Genomic DNA, 21,141 nt, shown 5'->3' with positions numbered 1-21,141 from the left:
ATTTTATGTTATTAATTTAACCGCAAGTGTTGATTAAACCAGAAATCGTGTACAGAATGTACGCATTTGACTAAATTATCGTAACCATCTGGTTTGGTTAGATAAGCATTCGCTCCAAATTCCATCGAAGCTTTCACATCATCGGGATTATCTGATGTTGAAAACAAGATTACTGGGATAGATTTTAAATAAGGAATATCTCTTATAAACTTTAATAGATCAAGGCCAGATAAGCCTGGTAGGTTTAAATCCAATAAAATTAATTTTGGTTTGGTTTTACTTTCGGCAAAGCGTTGCAGTTTAAGCAATGCCTCTGCCCCATCTTCAACGATGGTTAAATTTAAAGAATCCTTCACCTCTTGTACCGCGCTCTGCATAAAAAATGCATAATCGATATCATCTTCAACGTAAAATATATCCGGCGTTTTCATTTATTTATTTTCAAAAGCTACATAAAAAGTGGAACCTGTATTTAACTGGCTTTCAAACCATACTCTTCCGTTGTGTTTTTCTACAACTCTTTTTACTATTGCTAGGCCAACTCCTGTTCCTTCTATCTCCTTAACATTGTCCATGCGTTTAAACAACTCAAAAACCCTGTCGTAATAACGGTTATCAATTCCTATACCGTTATCTTTAACCATATATACAATTTCGTCGTCATTTACATATCCCGAAATCTCTATTTTAGGCTTTTCTACCATTGATGAGTATTTAACGCCATTACTAATCAAATTTGTAAACACTTGCCCAATCATTGTTCGATCGCCTTTCAGGTCTGGTAATTGCCCTAAAATCAATTCAGCATTGTCTGCTTTAAAAGCCGACCATACTTCTGCACTGGTTTCTTGGATGAGTCGCTTCATATCTACCACTTCAAAACCAATTTCTGAGCGGCCAACTCGGGCTAGGTTTAAAATTTCTTTGATCAGAAAGTTCATTTTTTCTGCACCATTTAAAATCCTTGCCAACATTTTCCGCCCCTGATCATCAATAGTTTTATTTTTGAGCAAAAGTTCCGTGTACGTTTTGATGGATGTTAATGGTGTTCTTAAGTCGTGGGAAATGGTGTAACTGAAAGTATCAAGCTCTTCATAAGCGGATTGGAGTTTCTCATTTAAAAGCCTTATTTCGTTTGCTTTCTTGTTAATATGAGAGATGATGACCTCCCTAATCCTTAAAACCGAAGCCACTTCTTCAGGTTTCCATCTTTCGGACGTATTGTTTACAATTTGCGCCCAGGTTTCAAAAGATTTCCTTGGTGACAGGGTTAATAGACCATTTTCTGATTCTTCAACGGGTTTATTTGGATTCCCTGCCCAATTTACGGTCGAAATTTGCTCTGGCTTAAACCAAATGATAAATTCATCAGGGTTTTTACTAATGGTACAGGCCAAAATTCCTGAGGCGATATTTTTGTATTTTTTTGCGGGGGTATAGATTTCGGATAGTCGATGCGTATAGTAAATCGTTTCGTCGCTATTTTTCTTCAACCAGCTTGCTAACTGAAGTATATCATCTTCTTGCGGGGTGGCGCCAAGGGTGTATAGCTTACCTTCAAAGATAATGGCTACGCCAGAAGCTTGGGTGAGTTCTAAGATGGTTTCGCTATGCCCGGTGAGGGCTTCAATTAAAGTTTTGTCTTTAGCAAGGTAATTAGAAAGGCTGGTGTTGATATTCTTAAATTTCTCAACAAATTCTAAATCCTCTTCTTCTTGTCTATATTCTAGTGCGGATGACAAAATTTGCCCAATCAGTTTAGAGCCTTCACGTGCTCGATAATCGATAAATTTCGGGCTGTAATTATGGCAAGCAATTAAACCCCACAATTCGCCATGAGAAATTAATGAAATACTGAAGCTGGAATACACACCCATATTTTTTAAATATTGTATGTGAATAGGCGAAACTGCCCTTAAACTTCCATTGGTTAAATCTAATGGTTCGTTTTCATTAAAGGTAACAATTGGGGCATCTTCGGTATTTACATCGGCTATTAAGCGGGTTAAATTCAGCTTATAAAGGGCCCTAGCCTGTTGCGGAATATCTGTTGCTGGATAATGCAAACCAAAAAAAGGTTCCAAGTTGTCTTCTTTTTCTTCAGCAACGACTTCTCCATGGCCATCATCTAAAAACTTATAAATCATAATTCGATCATAATTAATAAGCTTTTTTACCTCAATGGCTGCTCCTTTTAATAAGGCAGATACAGTTTTCCCTTTGAGCATAGCTGAAGCCGAGCGACCAATTGAGCTTTGAATGTCGTATTGTAAAGTAGCAGGTTCAAATTCCAACAACCAAAAGTTGTTTGATGGTGAAATGATTAAATAGTAAGGTTTTCCACCGATGTCTAAAAGATAAGGACTAATCGAATCGAAACTCTTTTTTATGGCACCAAGCTTTAGTAAATCTTCAATATTAAATTCAGATGCATCCTGATTCAGAAAATGATTTAAACTGGATAATGGTTGATCTAATAAATTTTTTGCGCTTTCTTTTATAAATAAACCAACATTCTCACTGATGTAAGAGATTTTAAGATCCGATTTATTCACGGCAATTAAAAAACCATGTGATTGTATTTTGCCGGGAATGTGAATTGGCTCTTTATCGCAATTGGTTAAGTTTACAGAAAAATTATTCATAAAAAATATAGGGTTTTGCAAAAATATCAGATTTTTTTAATTGGCAAAATAAGTTCGCCTTTTAGAAATTTTATATTTTACTGAATTGGGTTTTTCGATTTATTATTTATTATATATTTGTTAAAATTTTAATTCATTATCCCAATTGGCAAAGAAAAACATTTTGGTTATCGAAGATAATCATGCAATCCTTGATGTAATTACGCTCATATTAGAAAGCGAAGCTTTTAATGTTTCTGGATTAAACAAAGGTGTAAATTTTATAGATCATGTTCTAGAATTTGAGCCTAGCGTTATCATTATGGACATTATGCTTCCGGATATTGATGGACGGGTATTGCTAAAGGAACTAAAGGAAACGGATGCGACTAAACATATTCCGGCCCTAATGATTTCTGCTCGATATAATGCTACCAATTACATGCTTGATGGTGTTGAAGCGGATGATTTTATGGCTAAGCCTTTTAACATTGATGAGTTAATGGACAAAATTTATGCACTTTTGAAGAAATCAGAAAATTAATCCGTCATTCCCGGCAGTTTTATACCTCCAGATTTTAAATTTTCCATAAAAGCTTTTTGAAAGGCAAGCTTGGTATCCATAAACCCATGTGCTTTTACCCAAATATTTAATGCCACTTTAAAACCGCTATCTTCTAAACTGGAAACTCCTATTCTTCGTTCTGGCGTTTTTAAACAATTTTTAAATTCGTCTGCTGTTTTATTAAATATTGTTGCAATTTGTTCATAATCAATTCCGTAGCTAAATTTCATTTCGATATCTAGCCTTCTGCTTCCCTGTCGACTGATATTTATAATGACTTCGTTTGATAATTTGCTGTTTGGAATAACCACAGTGCGATTATCAAATGTATTGACTATGGTGTAGAATATTTGTATCGAACTTACTGTTCCCTCTTGACCTTGAGCAATGATGTTATCGCCCACTATAAACGGTTTGAGTAATAAAATGAGTACGCCACTTGCAAAGTTTTGCAAGGTACCAGATAGCGCCAAACCGGCAGCTACGCCAATACCACCAATTAACACCGTTAAGAAGGTTAATTGAATGCCAATCATCGGCATTACGGTTAATACCAAGAATATGCGTAAGGTGATAACAATTAAACTGCTTAGAAATGGCCTTAATGATGGGTTCACATCCCTTCGATGCATTCCAGATTGTAACCATCTTCCAATAATTTTAATGAGCCAAAGCCCTACGAAAAGCAGCACAAAGCCCATTATAATGGATGGCCCTTTTGCTATAATCCACTCGTATGCCTTGTTATAGAAGTAGTCTATCTTATCTGCCTCAATATTCATAATTTGGGTTTAGGTTTATTCCTTTTTTGCAGGTTTATCTTTAGTAACGCTTGTTTTTTTCGCGTCCTTTGCAGAGGTTACTTTTTCGTTAGCGCCTTTGGCTTTTGAATTTTCTGGAGCAGTAGCTTTGCTACTTTCTGCGGAGGTTTTTGAGTTTTTCATATTGGATAGGTTTATTTTTTTATTCTTCGATTAACCAGGCTTTTGCTTCTTCTATTTCTTCTGGTTTAAAGCCTTTGGATGCTCCAGGAGTAGCCACAGTGAATACATCAGTAAACCACTCTACACCTTTTTCATGGCTTACTACAGCTATTTTTTTCCATTTTGTGAAGTTCTGTAAACCTGCCTTTGCATCTTGCACCCATGCACCTGCCGTAAAGTTTTTTACATCAGTTTCTAGTACCAATAAGTATCTAATTTCATCAAAGCGATCGGCTGTTCTTTTAAGGCCAGGCAGCAGCACATTTTTCAAATCATCAGCATCTACTTCGCCTGTGGCTCTAACCGCAAAAATATTTTCAGGAAGTCCTGTAATCTCTGTTAACATAGTTTTAGTTTTCTGTTAGAACAAGATTAAAGTGAAGAAGTTTGGAAAATGATAAATTCTTGAAAGTTGTGAACTGATTCCAAACAGTTATTCAAATGTGGATGTTATAGGATTGAAATTTAAAACATAAAATTAACTCTATGAAAACCAATCTTTTGAAAGTCTCTGCAGCAGTTTGTGCTTTAGCGATAACCATTTCTGCTTGTAATAGTGGCTCTAAAACCACTACGACAACAACAGATTCTACCATCACCGATTCTACAACAAGCAGCAGCTTAAAGCCAGCGGGCCCAGCTCCAGAATGGGGTAAAACCATAAAACCTGAAATGCAGGCGGTTATCGAAAAATTAGCCAGTTATGGTGATAAACCGATAGAAAGTTTGAGCGCGGTTGATGCTCGCAAAAATCACACACCTACAGATGCGGTTATGGATTTGGTTAAAGAAAACAACATCAAAATGCCTGAAGCGATGGTTGATACCATGGGAAAAGACATTGATGTAGCTGGTGGAAAAATTCACTTGCGTGTTTATACTCCAAAATCGGGCAATGGGCCTTTCCCATTAATTGTATATTACCATGGTGGTGGTTTTGTAATTGCCAACTTAGATGTATATAATGCTTCAGCGCAGGGCTTGGCTGAGCAGGTTGGTGCCGTTGTGGTATCAGTAGCTTATAGATTGGCACCTGAAAATAAGTTCCCAACTGCACACAATGATGCCTTTGCTGCTTATGAATGGGCGGTTAAAAATGCATCGACTTTAAAAGCTGACCCAGCTAAAATTGCTGTAGTTGGTGAAAGTGCTGGCGGTAATTTAGCGGCGAATGTATCTATCATGGCCAGAGATAAAAACATCATGCTTCCAGTACATGAAGTATTGGTATATCCTATTGCGCAATCAAAAATGGATACTGAATCTTATAAAATGTATGCCAATGCAAAGCCGCTTAACAAAGCGATGATGGCTTGGTTTACAGAGAAATATTTAACATCAATGACTGAAGCCCAGAACCCAAAAATCTCATTGGTTAATGCCAATTTGAAAGGTTTACCGCCAACAACAATTATTACCGCTGAAATAGATCCGTTAAATAGCGATGGCGTAATGTTGGCAAACAAACTATCAGCAGCGGGTGTAAAAGTAAATAGCAGAAACTACGAAGGTGTAACACACGAATTTTTCGGAATGGCTATTTTAGTGCCAGAAGCAAAACAAGCCCAAGCATATGCTGCAGAACAGTTGAAAGCAGCATTTAAAAAATAATAATCACAACCTTATTAAAAAGAAAAGCATTGCCAATTGGCGATGCTTTTTTGCTTTATAGAATATCTATTTGAAATTTAGGCACCTTTTTTAGAACCCAAACTTTGCATTAATTGATCGTACAAATCGTCGCTGGTGGCCTTTTGCGGTTTCATTTTCTTAACGGTAGCACGTTTACCTTTTGCTTTGGCCTTTATAATTTTGAGTAATTCTTCACTGTAGTCATCTTTAAACGCACTAAGGTCGAATTTTGAGCTGTATTGTTTAATTAAGGCTAAACCAACATCCATTTCTTTTTTTGAAATGGTTACGTCATCCACCTTGGTAATTTCAGAAAGGCTTCTAATTTCTTGCTGAAACCGAATCTTCGTGACCACAATTACGCCTTCCATTGGATGAATGACGCAGAGATTCTCGGTATTTCTAAGAACGAAACGGGCAACCCCTGCTTTGCCAGATTTCTCTAAGGCTTTTAATAAGAGGGCGTAAGCTTTCTTGCCTTGCTTTTCGGGTTCGGTATAGTAAGATGTTTCGTAATAAATGGGATTGATTTCCTTTATGTCTACAAAATTTTCCAATTCAATAATTTTGGTTTTCTCTGGTGCCGCTTCTTCGAAATCGTGCTTATCCAAAATCACATATTTATCTTTAAGGAAAAAGCCTTTTACAATCTTTTCGTAAGGAACTTCCTTATGGGTATCCTCATTAACACGCAAAAATTTAATTTTGGCTTGGTCGCGTTCATCTAACATATCCAAATCCAGATTACTATTCTGTACCCCAGAAAATAACTTTACAGGTATGTTAACTAAACCAAAACCAATTGAACCTTTCCAAATAGATCTCATATCATTTTTTTATAAACTTACTTACTAACAAGCGCTTAAATGATATTGTTTTGCCGTATAAATGCGTAAATTGAGGAAATCCCAAACTATTTAGGTAATTGTATGTTATTTAAGTATCTAATCTTCCGAAATACATATGAAAATCGCCTATATTTCAACCTACCCACCACGCGAATGCGGGTTAGCTACGTTTAATCAAAATTTAGTTAACGCTTTAAGCTTAAATCCTTCTTACGACGCGAGTAAAAGTTTCATTGTAGCTTTAAACGAATCCGATCAATTAGACGAACACCATTATCCTAACGAAGTTAAGTTCGTTATTCGCCAGCAGAACCAAAACGATTACATAGAAGCAGCTGACTTTATTAATAATAGTGATGTTGATACCTGTATCATCGAGCATGAGTTTGGTATTTACGGCGGCAATAGCGGCGTGTTTCTGCTATCGTTAATTAACCGATTGAAAAAACCTTTCGTTACCATTTTGCATACGGTTTTAAAGGAACCAAATTTTATGCAACAAACCATTATTAAAGAGATTGCTTTGAAATCTTCTAAAATTGTGGTGATGAGCAAAAAAGCAGTGCTATTTTTGAATAGTATTTATCAAATTCCTTCCAACCAGATTAAGCTGATTGAACATGGAGTACCTGATTTGGAGCCAATTATTGAAAACGAAGTTTCGCAAAGCGAATTGTTTAAAAATAGAAAAGTCCTATTTACTTTTGGATTAATCAGCAGAAACAAGGGTTTAGAAACAGTTATTAAGGCACTCCCATCCATTGTAGCTCAACATCCAGATGTTTTGTATGTGATTTTAGGCAATACGCATCCAGGAGTGGTTAAGCATAATGGCGAAGAATATCGCGATAGCTTAAAAACATTAGCTAAAGATCTTGGCGTGGAAAACAATATTGCTTTTGTAAACAAGTTCGTGTCTGAGGAGGAGTTGCACCAATACCTTACAGCCTGCTATTTATACATTACACCTTATTTAAATGAAGCTCAAATTACCAGCGGAACATTATCTTACGCTGTTGGAGCAGGTGCAGCAGTAGTTTCTACCCCCTATTGGCATGCACAAGAATTACTTGCTGATAACAGAGGTAAGCTTTTTGATTTCAAAAACGACGAACAATTGGCTACCATTGTAAATACGCTATTGAGTAATAAAGATAAACATGCTGAACTCAAACAAAATGCATATCGCTATGGCTTAAAATTAAGATGGCCAGCCATTGGCAATGTTTATTTAGATGTTTTAGGTGAAGCATTGGCAAAAGGTGAAAAACCAAAACGAGCTGTACCACCAATTATAGATGTGGACAGCATGCCAGCGTTGAATTTAAATCATATTGCATTATTAACTGATGATACGGGAATTATCCAACATGCTAGATTTGGGATTCCAAATTTGAAGGAAGGCTATTGTATTGATGATAATGCACGGGCACTCATTATGGCCTTAATGGCTTACGAACAAGATAAGAACCCAAAGGCGGTAAAGTTAATGCCAATTTATTTGAGTTTTATTCAATACATGCAAACCGATAATGGCAACTTTAGGAACTTTTTGAGTTTCAACAGGAACTACTTAGATGAGGTGGGTTCTGAGGATTCTTTCGGACGAACAATTTGGTCTTTAGGCTATTTAATTGCGAGTGCGCCGAATAATTCTTACCGAGAATTCGGACGAGAGATATTATCCCATTCCATTCCACATTTTAAAGATTTAAAATACTTACGTGGTATGGCCAACACCATCATTGGATTGGCTTATTACTTGTCAGTTCACCCAGGTGATGAACTCTTGGTAAAAGAAATCAATCAACTGGCAAAATCACTCACCGATTCTTACAAACAAAATAAGGATGGTGACTGGCACTGGTTTGAAGATATATTAACGTACGACAATGCCATTTTGCCACTTGCGTTATTGCATCATTATGAGGCTACTGGAAATCAGGAATCTTATAAAATTGCCATGGAAAGCGTTCAGTTTTTAAATACTTTCTCTTTTGAAAATGGTTATTTGAATCCTGTTGGAAATGCAGGTTGGATGAAAAAACACGGTAAGAATCCAATTTACGATCAACAGGCAATTGAAACGATGGCCATGGTGCTGCTTTACTCTAAAGTGTTTGAAATTACCAAAAACGATCAATACTTGAATCAAATGCAGATGAGTTACGAGTGGTTTCTGGGAAAAAATAGCTTGCACATACCATTGTATGATTTCGAAACGCATGGCTGTGCAGATGGCTTACAATTCAATAGTGTAAACAGAAACCAAGGTGCAGAAAGTACTTTAGCCTATTTTATCTCCCATTTGGCGGTGCTTAAGGTAGCAGAAATAGAATACGAAACACTATCTTCCCTACTTGAGGAAGCAGAAAAGTGCACATAGTAAATATTGTCTCGAAATATAAAGCATGATTCATTTAATGAGTCATGCTTTTTTTATGGACCTTTATTTTCTAATGATTTGGATTAAGTTGGCATAAAAGTAGAGATGGGATATCCTTAAGCACCATTTAACCCTTATAATCATAATTTGACACCACAAATCCAGCTTTTAAGGGGTCTTGAGCTTTGGAACAACCCAAATCTACATTCTAAGTTTTAAGTAGAACATAAGGCAAAAATCATTTTAGGAAATCCTGTCCGTCTCAATCTTCATCCTACCAAAATCAGCACGGTAAATAAAAAGGGTGATTTAGCATTCACTAAATCACCCTTTTGGAAATATTCTTGAAATTCGAATCAAGACAGGTCTGTTAAGTTTAGTCTGGCTTGTTTTCAAGCAAGCGATTTAAAAGCAATTCCAAATTTACGGTTGCGAACGATGAGCTGTAATCTGACAAGCCATAAGGGATAATGAGTTCTCCATTGCTGATGATGGATCCACAAGAATAAACTACGTTCGGTACGTAACCTTCGCGTTCATCGTTATTCGGGATGATAAGCGGTTCTTTTAAGTGTCCAATTTCCTTACTAGGATCATCTAAATCCAAGAGGCTGACACCAATACAGTATCTTCTCATTGGTCCCACACCGTGCGTAATTACAATCCAGCCCTTTTCGGTTTCAATTGGCGAACCGCAGTTTCCAATCTGAACCAATTCCCAATCGTATCGTGGTTGTTTAAGCAAAATTGGATTTTCCCAAACATTCACTTTATCCGAAAACATCAGGTAATTATTCCATCCATCAATCCGGCTCATCATTACATATTTACCATTTATTTTTCGAGGGAAAAGAGCTAAATTTTTATTTTGCGCGCCATCGCCATATAAAGGAATTACTTTAAACTCATAGAAATCTTCTGTTTGTACCAACTTCGGAATAATCAGCGAACCATCAAAGGCAGTGTAGGTTGCATAATACAATACTTTGCCGTCTTCTTTAATAAATTTAACGAACCGGGCATCTTCAATTCCTTTTCGTTCAAATTCAGAGATTGGGAAAATTACTCGATCGGAAATATCAGTATCTTTTGAAAAGCTAATGGTGTGATAAGTATCTGAAAGCCAAAGCACTTTATCATATTCCACGACACGAGCAGGGTTCTCTTTATGTAGCGTTTTAGAATCTCTGATGATGTTACTTAAGCTGGTGTACTCAAATTTTTCGTCTAGTTTTGATTCTACTTCTTCTAAAACTGAGGAGTCGATTTGTGCATATGCAGCCTTTTTGAAGAACAGTTTTTTGACGTAGATGGCATTTTTTACCACCTCCGCCTCATCAACATAATTGCCTACAGGTAAAACTTGAATGTTGTTTTTCGAATCAATTAAGGCTCTTCTAAAAACAATTGAAGAAATATGACCTTCGCCAACCGCCCTAAAACTAATAATCACTCTTTTTTCGCCCTCTACTAAATCGGTTTGATCCGGATCATCAACAATACTCGGATTGAAAAATGCAGCGGATTCTATTGAATATTCGTGAGTGAAGTAAGCGCCAATGAGCAGCTTTGTATATAAATCAATATCCTCAAAATCGACGCCTAAAACTGCAAATTGCTTTTTTAATTTCTTGCAATGGCGGGTTAATATTTTGGTGATGTTTCTATGCCTTTTGGAGTACTCCTGTAAAATTGGTGAAATTAATGAGAATACTTTTTCATCTGGAAACTGCAAAACTTTCTTAATTACTTCGAGGGCTCTTTCATCACCATTAAAAAAGAATCTGGCAATTACACGCTTCGTATCGGGGTTAACTTTAACGGGTTTACGCTCTATATATAATCTCATTATTTACGCTATTATGTTGAATGGATAATTTTTTCCTAAACGATTAATTTAGAAACGAAATTTAGTTAATAATTGTTTATAAAAATTCAGTTTTAACCTTTTAAAAGCGAATATTTTGATTTAACCCAAATTGATTAAAATATTTACCTTTAAATTAAATTTAAAGACAAAAAAATCTGAATGCCCTACATCAATACATCTATAAACATTGACCCGATTAAAGAAGAAGCAAGGTTACAAAAACTTCTGGACTATGAAATACTAGATACCCCCGCAGAAAATGGCTTTAACCACATCGCACAGTTGGCAAAAGGAATTTTCAATGCCGAAAATGCCTATGTTGCGTTTGTTGATGCAGACCGCATATTTTTAAAAGCTGACACGGCAAATCAAGAATCATCATCCATTAAAAAAGAGGACTACCTTTTCCCAATAGCAAGTTTAGAATCTCGACCTGTTGTTTTAGAAGATACTCGCGCGCTTTCTGGATTTGACCAGAATGAACAGTTTGTACTTCCTGATATTGGTTTTTGTGTCACATCTCCAATCGTTACAGCCGATGGCTATGTAATTGGCAGTGTTGGTGTAACCGATAGCAAAACTAAGCAAGTTACTGAAGACCAAATCAATATGCTCAATTTGCTATCTAAAATGGTTTTGGATAAGTTAGAAACCCGTTTGGCAATCAGGAAGTCGTTTAGGGCGCAAGATGACCGACTGCACATGTTGGTACATGATTTGAAAAATCCAATGACGACCATTTCGCTTCAATCGGAATTGGCCGGAAGAATTCCTGGTGCTGGCGAAAAGGTTGCCTTAATTGCCGGTAAAATTAATCAGCAATCGAAATTGATGATCGAGAATTTGAATTTTATCTTAAGTGCGGCACGAAAAGAAAAAGAAACCTTTAAAATGCAAAAGGTTAAGGTCGATTTAAAATTGGTTTTAGAGCGGGTGCTTGCTCAGCTGAGCCGATTGAACCAAACTAAAAATCAAAATATAAAGTTTTCCGTTGAAGAGATAGCGGAAGTTTATGGCGATGAAAGTAAGTTAGATCAAATCTTTTATCATCTTATCGAAAATGCCATCAAGTTTTCTGAAACGAATCAAGAGATTCAGGTTTCAATTACTTCAGCCGATAACTTGGTGGTTATTGCCATTAAAGATTATGGCAGAGGATTAACTGAAGCGGACTTGGAGCGTTTGTTTGTAAAGTTTGCCAAACTAAGCTCCAACCCTACTACCTTTGAAGACTCCAATGGCTTGGGTTTATTAACTGTTAAGATGCTGGTTGACATGCATAAGGGGAAAGTTTGGGCAGAAAGCGAAGGACAGAATTTGGGCAGTACCTTTTTCGTAGAATTGCCAATTAAATAACAGGCTCAATCAATTCTGCTAAACTCATTTCTTCGAGCACAATTCTTTCAGGATCGCTTCTTCTTTGAAAAGACCATTTAATCAATCGGATCAGGCCAGCTTCAATTTCAATTCCGGTAATGTCGCCATCACTAAAACAGCAGCAGCCGCTATTAAAGTAGCCCGGTTTGTATTTTCCGAATGTGGGCGCCTTGTCTTCTTCCTTAATTCGTTTTCGTAATTCTGCATTCAATATACTAAGTTGCTTGCGATCGTTTTCCTCTTTTGCTTGATTGATTTTAAGATAAATACGTTCCAAATGGGTTAAGGAGGCAAAAACAGGCTGGTGGGTATGACCAGTGATTAATGCAATGTTTTTTTGATTTTCCATCCAGCTGTACATCAATGTGTTGTGTTCAGTTTTCAATTGATCGTCGTAAGCAGGCGTATTGGGATTGATTTGTAAGTATGACTGAAAGGGTGCCCAAATTGTGCTTACAAACCACTTGCTAAACCAATTGCCATCGCTTTGCAAATCTCCTTGATGACCATGAGTTAGAAATATGTTTAGCGTTTGCTGATTAATGACAGTTTTTAAAATTACGCCTTCATAGATTGGTATTTTTTGCCCATAAATTCGGTTTAGGTTAAAGCTGGATAAAGGATCGTTATCCCAATACAAATCATGATTTCCAAAAACCTTGGTAAAGGCATTCCTGATTATAAATGCTTTTTCACAATCGAAGGTATCTTTATTGTGTTTGATAACCGTTTCAACTAGATTTTCCCAAAGCTCTTCACTATCACCTAAATTGATGTAATTAAAATCTGCCGAATTATAATACTTTAGGGCAGCCAAATAGTTTTTTTCGGCTAGGGCAAAATCATCTGCAAAATCTCTAGCACCTTTATGCTGATCAGAAAGTATGATAAATTTATCTTGTGCAGTTACGTTGAAGATTAGGCCCCGTTTACCAGGCTTTGTGCTTATGGTTTTGAACAAACTACTTAATGCGTCGTGAATTCGTTTTTTATTTGGTCTGGAGCCGTATTTGTTCGTCATCCGAATAACCCAGCTACTTAACCAACGCTGTAATAATTTTCGCATTAAGGGATTTTACGTTTAAATTTCGCAACAATTCCAAAATAACAAAAATAGGCGGTAATCGTTTTAAAAGTTTTATTCTACTGCTGTATTTAACGGAATACGGCGTTATTGAATACACCCATTTCAAATTGATTTACTAATTTTGTTAGTATGTAAAAGATCAAGAAGTGCAGATTTACCGTTACAACAAATCATTAATTGCCGATGCATCCTGAATTTATTTCAGGTCTTTTTGGATTAAAAGACTTTTTTGTGATTCCAAACTCAACTTTATTATCATTTTAGGAAAGCAGGGTTAGCATTTCATCTAACTTCAAAGATCTCTCCATTCCGCTGCGCTCCAGTCGAGATGACGGTTACAGAAGCTGCGCTCCGGTCGAGATGACAAATATCTTTTATAAAAAAAGGTCGCAGCGTTAGCCACGACCTAATTGAATATTTAACCTTTATGGTATTAAGCGTAAGCTACTGCATCTCTTGAAGCCAACTTGGTTGAGCCCATTAGGTATTCATCTACTTTTCTGGCGGCTTCTCTACCTTCAGAAATTGCCCAAACTACTAATGATTGGCCACGACGAACATCTCCAGCAGCAAAGATTTTGGCAATATTGGTTTGGTAGGTATGCTCAGAGGCGTTTACATTTCCTCTGTTATCCAATTCTACACCTAATTTTTCAATCAAGCCTTCTTTTTGGGGATGTAAGAAACCCATCGCCAAAAGAACCAGTTCGCAAGGCAAATCTCTTTCTGTGCCAGCAACTTCAGTAAATTTAAGAGGTCTTCCGTTTGCATCAATTTCCCACTCTACATCAACCACCTTTAAGGCCTTCAAATTGCCATTTTCATCCGCGATGAACTGTTTTGTGTTTACCGACCAAGCCCGTTGCGCGCCTTCTTCGTGCGAAGAGGTGTGTTTTAACAGCATCGGGTAAGTTGGCCAAGGCATGTTCACATTTCTGGCTTGAGGCGGCATTGGCATGATTTCGAATTGCGTAACCGACTTTGCCCCATGACGATTAGATGTGCCAATACAATCAGAACCTGTATCGCCACCGCCAATCACAATCACGTTTTTACCTGTAGCCTTAATTTCCTCAACTTCGACAGGTCTATTGGCAACACGTTTATTTTGTTGCTTTAAAAAATCCATTGCGAAGTGAACGCCTTTTACTGAGCGACCGTCAATTGGTAAATCGCGTGGAATGGTAGAACCTCCGGCCAAAACCAGTGCGTTAAAATCTCTCAATAAAGTGCTGATCTCCACATTTTCACCCACATTGGCATTGCACTTAAATACAATTCCCTCCTCTTTCATCAAATCGATACGGCGATCAATCACATTCTTTTGAAGTTTGAAATCTGGAATTCCATACCTCAATAATCCACCCGGAGCATCATCACGTTCGAAAACGGTAACTTCATGTCCGGCTTTATTTAACTGAGCAGCCGCCGCTAAACCCGCAGGTCCTGAACCAATTACGGCCACTTTTTTACCAGTTCTAATTAACGGCGCTTTTGCCTTCACGTATCCCTTTTCAAAAGCTATTTCGATGATGTGCTTTTCAATTTCCTCAATAGATACGGGCGGACGATTGATGCCCAATACACATGCAGATTCGCATGGTGCAGGACAAATTCTACCGGTAAATTCTGGAAAGTTATTTGTACTTAATAAAATGTTCGCTGCTTGCTCCCATTTTCCTTGATAAACGGCATCGTTAAACTCTGGAATCACGTTACCCAAAGGGCAACCCGATTGGCAAAATGGAACACCGCAATCCATACAACGAGCGGCTTGCCTGTTTAATTCGTCTGAAGGCAATTCATGTAAAAATTCCCCGTAATGTTTTATTCTTGTTGCAGCCTCTTCTCTTGTGGGTGCAACTCTATCGTATTCTTGAAATCCTGTTACTTTTCCCATGGCTTAGTGCGTTTTTACTTGTTGGTTACGTTTGGCTAAAACAGCTTTGTATTCTTTCGGGAATACTTTTACAAAATGGCTGGATTGAGTTTTCCAATCGCTTAAGATAAATTCTGCTACTTTACTGTCTGTTAAACGGATATGCGTTTTAAGTAAAGCTAAAATTCGTTCTTCATCTTCAGCCTGTAATGGATCAAGATCAACCATTTCCTTATTGCACTTGCGGGCGAAAGTTCTGTTTGGATCATAAATCCATGCTACACCTCCACTCATTCCAGCAGCAAAATTGCTACCTGTATCGCCTAGGATAAGCACTTCTCCACCAGTCATGTACTCACAACCATGATCACCTACCCCTTCAACTACTGCTGTAGCTCCAGAGTTACGAACCGCAAAGCGTTCTCCAGCTTTACCACGGGCGAATAATTCACCTGATGTTGCGCCATAAAGGGCTACGTTACCGATGATAATATTTTGCTCTGGTATAAAGGTTGAGTTGGAGAATGGATAAATGGCTAAGCGGGCTCCTGACAAACCTTTCCCAACATAATCGTTGGCTTCGCCTTCTAATGATAAGGTTACCCCACGTGTGTTAAAGGCTCCAAAACTTTGTCCTGCAGAACCCACAAATTTAAAATTAATGGTATCTGGCGGTAAACCAGCGCCTAAGTGAACTTTGGAAATCTCATTAGAAAGCATTGTTCCTATCGATCGATCTGTATTTTTAACTTCGAAGCTTGCAAAAACAGGTTCGTTGTGATCTATTGCATCTTTTGCTGCTGCAATTAATTTATGATCTAAAACATGATCTAATCCATGATCCTGACCTTCAGTATTGAATAATGGAAGTCCATTGTCTTCTGCTTTGTAAAGAATTGCAGATAAATCCAAGTGTTTTAATTTCCAGTCTTCGGCAGGTAATTCGCGTACTTTTAAAATATCGGCTTGGCCAATCATTTCATTAATTGTTCTGAAACCCAATTCAGCCATAATTTCGCGCAATTCTTCGGCTAAGAAATGGAATAGATTTACCACGTGGTCTGCATCACCACTGAACAATTTCCTTAATTCAGGATCTTGTGTAGCAACACCAACTGGGCAGGTATTTAAATGGCATTTTCGCATCATAATACACCCAGCAGTTACTAAGGCGGCTGTTGCAACGCCCCATTCTTCAGCACCCAATAAAGCCGCTATGGCAATATCCCTTCCGGTTTTTAACTGGCCATCTGTTTGTAATACAATACGATTACGCAACTTATTTTTAACTAGCGTTTGGTGGGCTTCTGCTAAACCAAGCTCCCATGGAAGACCAGCGTGTTGAATGGAAGTTAGTGGCGATGCACCTGTTCCTCCATCGAAGCCTGAAACCAAGATTACATCAGCATGTGCTTTTGCTACCCCTGCGGCAATGGTTCCAACCCCAGCTTTAGAAACCAATTTTACATTGATTCTTGCCGCACGATTTGCGTTTTTCAAATCATAGATCAATTGGGCTAAATCTTCAATTGAATAAATATCGTGGTGCGGTGGTGGAGAAATTAAACCTACTCCTGGTGTAGAGTGACGTACTTTCGCAATCCACTCATCTACTTTATGTCCTGGCAATTGCCCACCTTCTCCAGGTTTTGCGCCTTGAGCCATTTTAATTTGGAGCTCATCGGCATTAGTCAAATAATAACTCGTTACCCCAAAACGGGCTGAAGCTACTTGTTTAATCGCCGAGCGCATGCTATCGCCATTTGGCAATTTGGTATAACGCATTTCATCTTCGCCACCTTCTCCTGTATTGCTCTTTCCGCCAATGCGGTTCATGGCAATGGCTAAAGTAGAATGTGCTTCATGCGAGATCGAACCAAACGACATGGCACCTGTGGCAAATCTTTTCAGAATTGCTTCTGTAGATTCTACTTCATTTAAAGGTACTGAAGGGCGACTGTAGTCGAATTCAAATAATCCACGGATGGTATAAGCCTGTTGCGTTTGCTCATTCACCAACTTCGAGTATTGTTTAAAAATGCTGTAGTCGTTTTTACGAGTCGCATTTTGCAACAAGTGGATGGTTTGAGGATTAAATAAATGTGCCTCGCCTTTACGACGGAATTTATATGTACCGCCTGCTGGCAATAAGTTATCTATTTGAGCGGCTGGACCAAAACTGCGGTGATGCTTAATTAAAGTTTCTTTAGCAATTTCATCCAAGCCCAATCCACCAATTCGAGATACCGCGCCTGTGAAATACTGATTAACAACTTGTTTGTTTAAACCTAAAATCTCAAAAATTTGCGCCCCTTGATAAGACTGTAGGGTCGAGATTCCCATTTTTGAGAAGATTTTTAGCAGACCACTGTTAACGGCGTAGATGTAGTTTTTGGTTAATTGCTCTGCCGATAAACCAGATTCTGCTTGGAAGCCATTTATTGTTTCCAAGGCTAGATATGGATTGATTGCGGTAACCCCGAAACCTAATAGGGTAGCAAAGTGATGCACCTCCCAAATGTCGCCCGCTTCAACAACGATTCCTACAGCACCACGATAACCTTTGCGGATTAAATGATGATGCACAGCCGAAACAGCTAATAATGAAGGCATTGCGGCATGTTCAGAATCGATTGCCCGATCTGTTAATACAATCACTTGGAAACCATCTTCCACGGCATCAACGGCATAGCGACACAAACGATCTAAGGCTTTTGCCATAGCGCCTGGCTTGCCATCGGCTCTAAAATAGGTTTGTAAAGTTTTGGCCTGGAAAACGCCCGTATCAATACTTCTTAATTTTTCTAGTTCTTGATTGGTTAAAATTGGATGTTTAATGGCTACGCAATGCGATTGTAAAGGATTTTCCTCTAACAAGTTACCATTGCTACCCATAAAGCTTGCCAAACTCATAACCACCTTTTCCCGAATCGGATCGATTGGTGGGTTGGTTACTTGGGCGAATAGCTGTTTGAAATAGCTGGATAAATGCTGTGGACGCTTCGAAAGAATCGCAAGCGGTGTATCCGTACCCATCGAACCAATTGGTTCTTTAGCCTCAATGGCCATTGGTTTTAGCAGTAAATCTATATCTTCTCTGCTGTAACCGAAAACTTGTTGATATTTAAAAATAGACTCTTCTGATAAGCCGGTAAACATTACGCGTGGTTCTGGCAATTCTTCCAAACGGATTTGGTATTGATTGATCCAATCTGCATAAGGACTTTGGCTACAAACCTGCTGTTTGATTTCGTTATCGCTGATGATTCTACCCTGCTCCATATCAACCACAAACATTTTGCCTGGAGTTAATCTACCTTTTTCAATAATAGTGCTCTGATCGATTGCTAGTGCACCTGCTTCAGACGCCATAATTACACGATCATCAGAAGTGATGGCATAACGAGATGGGCGTAGTCCGTTACGATCTAAAGTTGCTCCAATCAGTTTCCCGTCGGTAAATGCAATTGCTGCAGGTCCGTCCCAAGGCTCCATTAATGTGGCATGAAATTCATAGAAGGCCCTTTTAACTGGATCCATATCTTCATTTCCATCCCAAGCCTCAGGTACCAACATCATTAATACGTGCGGAAGGGTTCTTCCTGCATGGAGCAATAACTCAATTACGTTATCCAAACAGCCTGAATCAGAATTGGTCTCATCAATCACTGGAAGTAGCATATCCAATTCTTCTGGTGTAAAATAGGCAGATGCGAAAGATTTCACTCCGGCCCTAAACCAGTTTAAATTTCCCTGTAGGGTATTTATTTCGCCATTGTGCGCTATAAAACGGAAGGGTTGTGCTAGGCGCCAAGATGGAAAAGTATTGGTTGCAAAACGCGAATGCACTAAGCCTAGTGCAGAAACCATTCGCTTATCGCTCAAATCGGTAAAATAAGTACGTACCTGCAAAGAGGTTAGCTGACCTTTATAAATAATGGTTTGCGCGGATAGCGAAACGATATAAAAATCTTTGCCGCCGTTAACGGTATTGGCGATTAACTTGATTAAATAGTTTTTAAAAATGTAAAGTTTGCGCTCAAAGTCTGCCCCAGGTGCTACGGCATAAGGACGAGCAATAAAAACTTGCTCAATTTCTGGCTCTACTGATAATGCCATGTTACCGATATCGGTGGTATCTACATCAACCTTTCTGAAGCCTAAAATTTCAAGGCCCAGTTTTTCAGCCGCACGATAAATTAATTCTCTACATTCTTCTCTTGAGCGAATGTCTTTCGGCATAAAAAGCATGCCCACACCGTAATTGTTGGTTTCGGGAAGGCTGAAGCCAGCTTTAAGGCATTCGTCGTAAAAGAATTCATGGGGAATTTGCAACATAATACCAGCGCCATCGCCCGTATTTGGTTCTGCGCCACAAGCTCCCCTGTGATCTAGGTTTTCTAAAATGGTAAGCGCATCGGAGATAATTTGGTGAGATTTTCGCCCTTTCACATGCGCAACGAACCCAATACCGCAGGCATCGTGTTCAAATTGCGCATCATACAATCCACTGGTTGGTTTCATTCTTTGCTCGTTAGTTGTTAGTGTATAGGAAACACTAAGATAAAAAAAATGAGGCGCAAATTATAGAGTTTATATGACTTTTAGGATAATTTTAGTTTTTACATAATCATAGCATTATAATTTGCTGAATTGATAAATAACTGCTGTAAAAATTTCGAATATTATAATTACGAAAATTCTCTATAAACCTAGTTTTTAGGCAACTATTGCCAAAAAAGAATGATGAAATTTATTTACCCTTAAATTTATTATTTATTGATAAATAATCTTAATAAAACAGGATAGCTTCATCATTCTTTCCATCTCAAAAATTGATGGAGATTTTAAATCAAATAAAATTTTATCAATTTATGAATCAACCACATAGCCAATATAGTGAAAAATTTAAAAAAATGAATTTTGGGAAACCACTTGTTTTACTACCTTTGTGCCGGGCAAGTCTTTTACGACCAGCTCCCTTTGAACTCCCCCAGGGTGGGAACGCAGCAAGGGTAGAAGGTTGTAGCGGTGCGATAGAAGGTGCTTGCCCTTTTTTTACCCCCTAATCCCCTGAAGGGGGAATATTAAATTCTTCAGGGGTTCTAACAGAGAGCCTAATAATCATTTAAAGAATTTATAAGCATGAAATTTTTCATTGACACAGCTAATCTTGATCAAATCAGAGAAGCACAAGATCTTGGCATTTTAGATGGCGTAACCACCAACCCTAGCTTAATGGCTAAAGAAGGGATTACTGGCGAACAAAATGTAATTAACCACTACAAAGCAATTTGCGATATTGTTGACGACAATGTAAGTGCTGAAGTAATTTCTACAACCTTTGATGAAATTGTTAAAGAAGGTGAAGCTTTAGCGGCATTAAATCCGAAAATTGTTGTAAAAGTACCGATGATTAAGGATGGCGTTAAGGCCATTAAATATTTTTCTTCAAAAGGAATTAAAACCAACTGTACCCTGATTTTTTCTGCAGGACAAGCTTTATTGGCAGCAAAAGCTGGAGCAACTTATGTATCTCCATTTTTAGGTCGTTTAGACGATATATCTAGCGATGGTTTGGTTTTGATTGAAGACATCAGAACAATTTTTGACAACTACGGTTATGAAACTCAAATTTTAGCTGCATCCATTCGTGGTCCGTTGCATATTGTTAACTGTGCTAAATTAGGTGCTGATGTAATTACCGCTCCTTTGGCGGCTATCGCGGGTTTATTAAAACACCCACTTACCGATAGTGGCTTGGCAACCTTCTTGGCAGATCATGCTAAGGCGGCTGGAAAATAGACTTAGATAAACTTTTATACAAAAGCCCAAATGTTCGCATTTGGGCTTTTTCTTTTTGATCTGTTCTACGTTAGTTAACATGAAG

The 21,141-nt window shown here is 38.0% G+C and carries 15 protein-coding genes and 1 other RNA gene; 6 read left to right on the top strand and 10 right to left on the bottom strand.

All coding sequences use genetic code 11. The annotated features are described in order from the left end of the window. Positions 1-11 precede the first annotated feature (11 nt). Positions 12-431, bottom strand: a complete 420-nt coding sequence (locus tag DHW03_RS03405; RefSeq protein ID WP_109924322.1) for a response regulator — start codon at positions 429-431, stop codon at positions 12-14. Next, on the bottom strand, positions 432-2,645 hold the full coding sequence (locus DHW03_RS03400; protein WP_109924321.1) for an ATP-binding protein: 2,214 nt from the start codon (positions 2,643-2,645) through the stop codon (positions 432-434). It abuts the gene before it with no gap. A 145-nt stretch (positions 2,646-2,790) separates the two neighbouring features. Between DHW03_RS03400 and DHW03_RS03395 the strand changes: the two genes are divergently transcribed. Then, positions 2,791-3,168 carry a response regulator transcription factor gene (locus tag DHW03_RS03395; protein ID WP_109924320.1) on the top strand — a complete coding sequence of 126 codons (378 nt, stop codon included), beginning with the start codon at positions 2,791-2,793 and terminating at the stop codon, positions 3,166-3,168. Here the strand turns inward: DHW03_RS03395 and DHW03_RS03390 are convergent. From DHW03_RS03390 to DHW03_RS03385, 3 genes are read right to left on the bottom strand one after another with little or no spacing between them, the layout of a single operon-like run. Further along, positions 3,165-3,971 carry a mechanosensitive ion channel family protein gene (locus DHW03_RS03390; RefSeq protein WP_109924319.1) on the bottom strand — a complete coding sequence of 269 codons (807 nt, stop codon included), beginning with the start codon at positions 3,969-3,971 and terminating at the stop codon, positions 3,165-3,167. The genes DHW03_RS03395 and DHW03_RS03390 overlap by 4 nt on opposite strands. 15 nt (positions 3,972-3,986) lie before the next feature. Beyond that, complete coding sequence (locus DHW03_RS19230; protein ID WP_165825350.1) at positions 3,987-4,133, bottom strand: hypothetical protein; 147 nt, start codon at positions 4,131-4,133, stop codon at positions 3,987-3,989. 19 nt (positions 4,134-4,152) lie between these two features. Continuing rightward, entirely contained in the window at positions 4,153-4,518 is a 366-nt protein-coding gene (locus tag DHW03_RS03385; RefSeq protein ID WP_109924318.1) for a SpoIIAA family protein, read from the bottom strand. Positions 4,519-4,658: 140 nt separating this feature from the next. Between DHW03_RS03385 and DHW03_RS03380 the strand changes: the two genes are divergently transcribed. Next, positions 4,659-5,783 carry an alpha/beta hydrolase gene (locus tag DHW03_RS03380; protein ID WP_109924317.1) on the top strand — a complete coding sequence of 375 codons (1,125 nt, stop codon included), beginning with the start codon at positions 4,659-4,661 and terminating at the stop codon, positions 5,781-5,783. 77 nt (positions 5,784-5,860) lie between these two features. Here DHW03_RS03380 and ku read toward each other — a convergent pair whose 3' ends face one another. Further along, the gene (gene ku / locus DHW03_RS03375; RefSeq protein ID WP_109924316.1) at positions 5,861-6,631 is read right to left on the bottom strand and encodes a non-homologous end joining protein Ku; all 771 of its coding nucleotides are present in this window, start codon (positions 6,629-6,631) and stop codon (positions 5,861-5,863) included. A 136-nt stretch (positions 6,632-6,767) separates the two neighbouring features. Here ku and DHW03_RS03370 point away from each other — a divergent pair, with 136 nt between their 5' ends. After that, positions 6,768-9,038: a glycosyltransferase family 4 protein gene (locus DHW03_RS03370; RefSeq protein ID WP_109924315.1), complete on the top strand. Its 2,271-nt coding sequence runs from the start codon at positions 6,768-6,770 to the stop codon at positions 9,036-9,038. Positions 9,039-9,414: 376 nt separating this feature from the next. Here DHW03_RS03370 and DHW03_RS03365 read toward each other — a convergent pair whose 3' ends face one another. Continuing rightward, a complete protein-coding gene (locus DHW03_RS03365) occupies positions 9,415-10,887 on the bottom strand; it encodes a glycoside hydrolase family 130 protein (RefSeq protein WP_109924314.1) in 1,473 nt (490 codons plus the stop codon). 180 nt (positions 10,888-11,067) lie between these two features. On the opposite strand from DHW03_RS03365, the gene DHW03_RS03360 reads away from it, so the two are divergent. Continuing rightward, complete coding sequence (locus DHW03_RS03360) at positions 11,068-12,264, top strand: sensor histidine kinase (protein WP_109924313.1); 1,197 nt, start codon at positions 11,068-11,070, stop codon at positions 12,262-12,264. On the opposite strand, the gene DHW03_RS03355 is transcribed toward DHW03_RS03360, so the two are convergent. From DHW03_RS03355 to gltB, 3 genes are all read right to left on the bottom strand, one after another. Then, on the bottom strand, positions 12,257-13,351 hold the full coding sequence (locus DHW03_RS03355; protein WP_109924312.1) for a metallophosphoesterase: 1,095 nt from the start codon (positions 13,349-13,351) through the stop codon (positions 12,257-12,259). The genes DHW03_RS03360 and DHW03_RS03355 overlap by 8 nt on opposite strands. Before the next feature lie 454 nt (positions 13,352-13,805). Then, positions 13,806-15,272 (bottom strand): glutamate synthase subunit beta, encoded by a 1,467-nt coding sequence (locus DHW03_RS03350; protein WP_109924311.1) that lies wholly within the window; start codon positions 15,270-15,272, stop codon positions 13,806-13,808. Between the two features lie 3 nt (positions 15,273-15,275). Beyond that, positions 15,276-19,775, bottom strand: a complete 4,500-nt coding sequence (gene gltB, locus DHW03_RS03345; protein WP_109924310.1) for a glutamate synthase large subunit — start codon at positions 19,773-19,775, stop codon at positions 15,276-15,278. A 432-nt stretch (positions 19,776-20,207) separates the two neighbouring features. Between gltB and ffs the strand changes: the two genes are divergently transcribed. After that, positions 20,208-20,307, top strand: an RNA gene (ffs, locus tag DHW03_RS03340) — signal recognition particle sRNA small type. Between the two features lie 89 nt (positions 20,308-20,396). Next, positions 20,397-21,056 (top strand): fructose-6-phosphate aldolase, encoded by a 660-nt coding sequence (gene fsa / locus DHW03_RS03335; protein ID WP_109924309.1) that lies wholly within the window; start codon positions 20,397-20,399, stop codon positions 21,054-21,056. Positions 21,057-21,141: the final 85 nt, after the last annotated feature.

It is taken from the genome of Pedobacter yonginensis, assembly GCF_003173595.1.
Classification (GTDB): domain Bacteria; phylum Bacteroidota; class Bacteroidia; order Sphingobacteriales; family Sphingobacteriaceae; genus Pedobacter; species Pedobacter yonginense.
Note: the sequence above shows the minus strand (reverse complement) of the source record. Positions and strands in the feature narration are given on the sequence as shown.

What these genes read in the sequence shown, in the direction of transcription:
- DHW03_RS03405 (WP_109924322.1), bottom strand. Translation starts at nt 431, where the DNA reads ATGAAAACGCCGGATATATTTTACGTTGAAGATGATATCGATTATGCA.
- DHW03_RS03400 (WP_109924321.1), bottom strand. Translation starts at nt 2,645, where the DNA reads ATGAATAATTTTTCTGTAAACTTAACCAATTGCGATAAAGAGCCAATT.
- DHW03_RS03390 (WP_109924319.1), bottom strand. Translation starts at nt 3,971, where the DNA reads ATGAATATTGAGGCAGATAAGATAGACTACTTCTATAACAAGGCATAC.
- DHW03_RS19230 (WP_165825350.1), bottom strand. Translation starts at nt 4,133, where the DNA reads ATGAAAAACTCAAAAACCTCCGCAGAAAGTAGCAAAGCTACTGCTCCA.
- DHW03_RS03385 (WP_109924318.1), bottom strand. Translation starts at nt 4,518, where the DNA reads ATGTTAACAGAGATTACAGGACTTCCTGAAAATATTTTTGCGGTTAGA.
- DHW03_RS03380 (WP_109924317.1), top strand. Translation starts at nt 4,659, where the DNA reads ATGAAAACCAATCTTTTGAAAGTCTCTGCAGCAGTTTGTGCTTTAGCG.
- ku (WP_109924316.1), bottom strand. Translation starts at nt 6,631, where the DNA reads ATGAGATCTATTTGGAAAGGTTCAATTGGTTTTGGTTTAGTTAACATA.
- DHW03_RS03370 (WP_109924315.1), top strand. Translation starts at nt 6,768, where the DNA reads ATGAAAATCGCCTATATTTCAACCTACCCACCACGCGAATGCGGGTTA.
- DHW03_RS03365 (WP_109924314.1), bottom strand. Translation starts at nt 10,887, where the DNA reads ATGAGATTATATATAGAGCGTAAACCCGTTAAAGTTAACCCCGATACG.
- DHW03_RS03360 (WP_109924313.1), top strand. Translation starts at nt 11,068, where the DNA reads ATGCCCTACATCAATACATCTATAAACATTGACCCGATTAAAGAAGAA.
- DHW03_RS03355 (WP_109924312.1), bottom strand. Translation starts at nt 13,351, where the DNA reads ATGCGAAAATTATTACAGCGTTGGTTAAGTAGCTGGGTTATTCGGATG.
- DHW03_RS03350 (WP_109924311.1), bottom strand. Translation starts at nt 15,272, where the DNA reads ATGGGAAAAGTAACAGGATTTCAAGAATACGATAGAGTTGCACCCACA.
- gltB (WP_109924310.1), bottom strand. Translation starts at nt 19,775, where the DNA reads ATGAAACCAACCAGTGGATTGTATGATGCGCAATTTGAACACGATGCC.
- fsa (WP_109924309.1), top strand. Translation starts at nt 20,397, where the DNA reads ATGAAATTTTTCATTGACACAGCTAATCTTGATCAAATCAGAGAAGCA.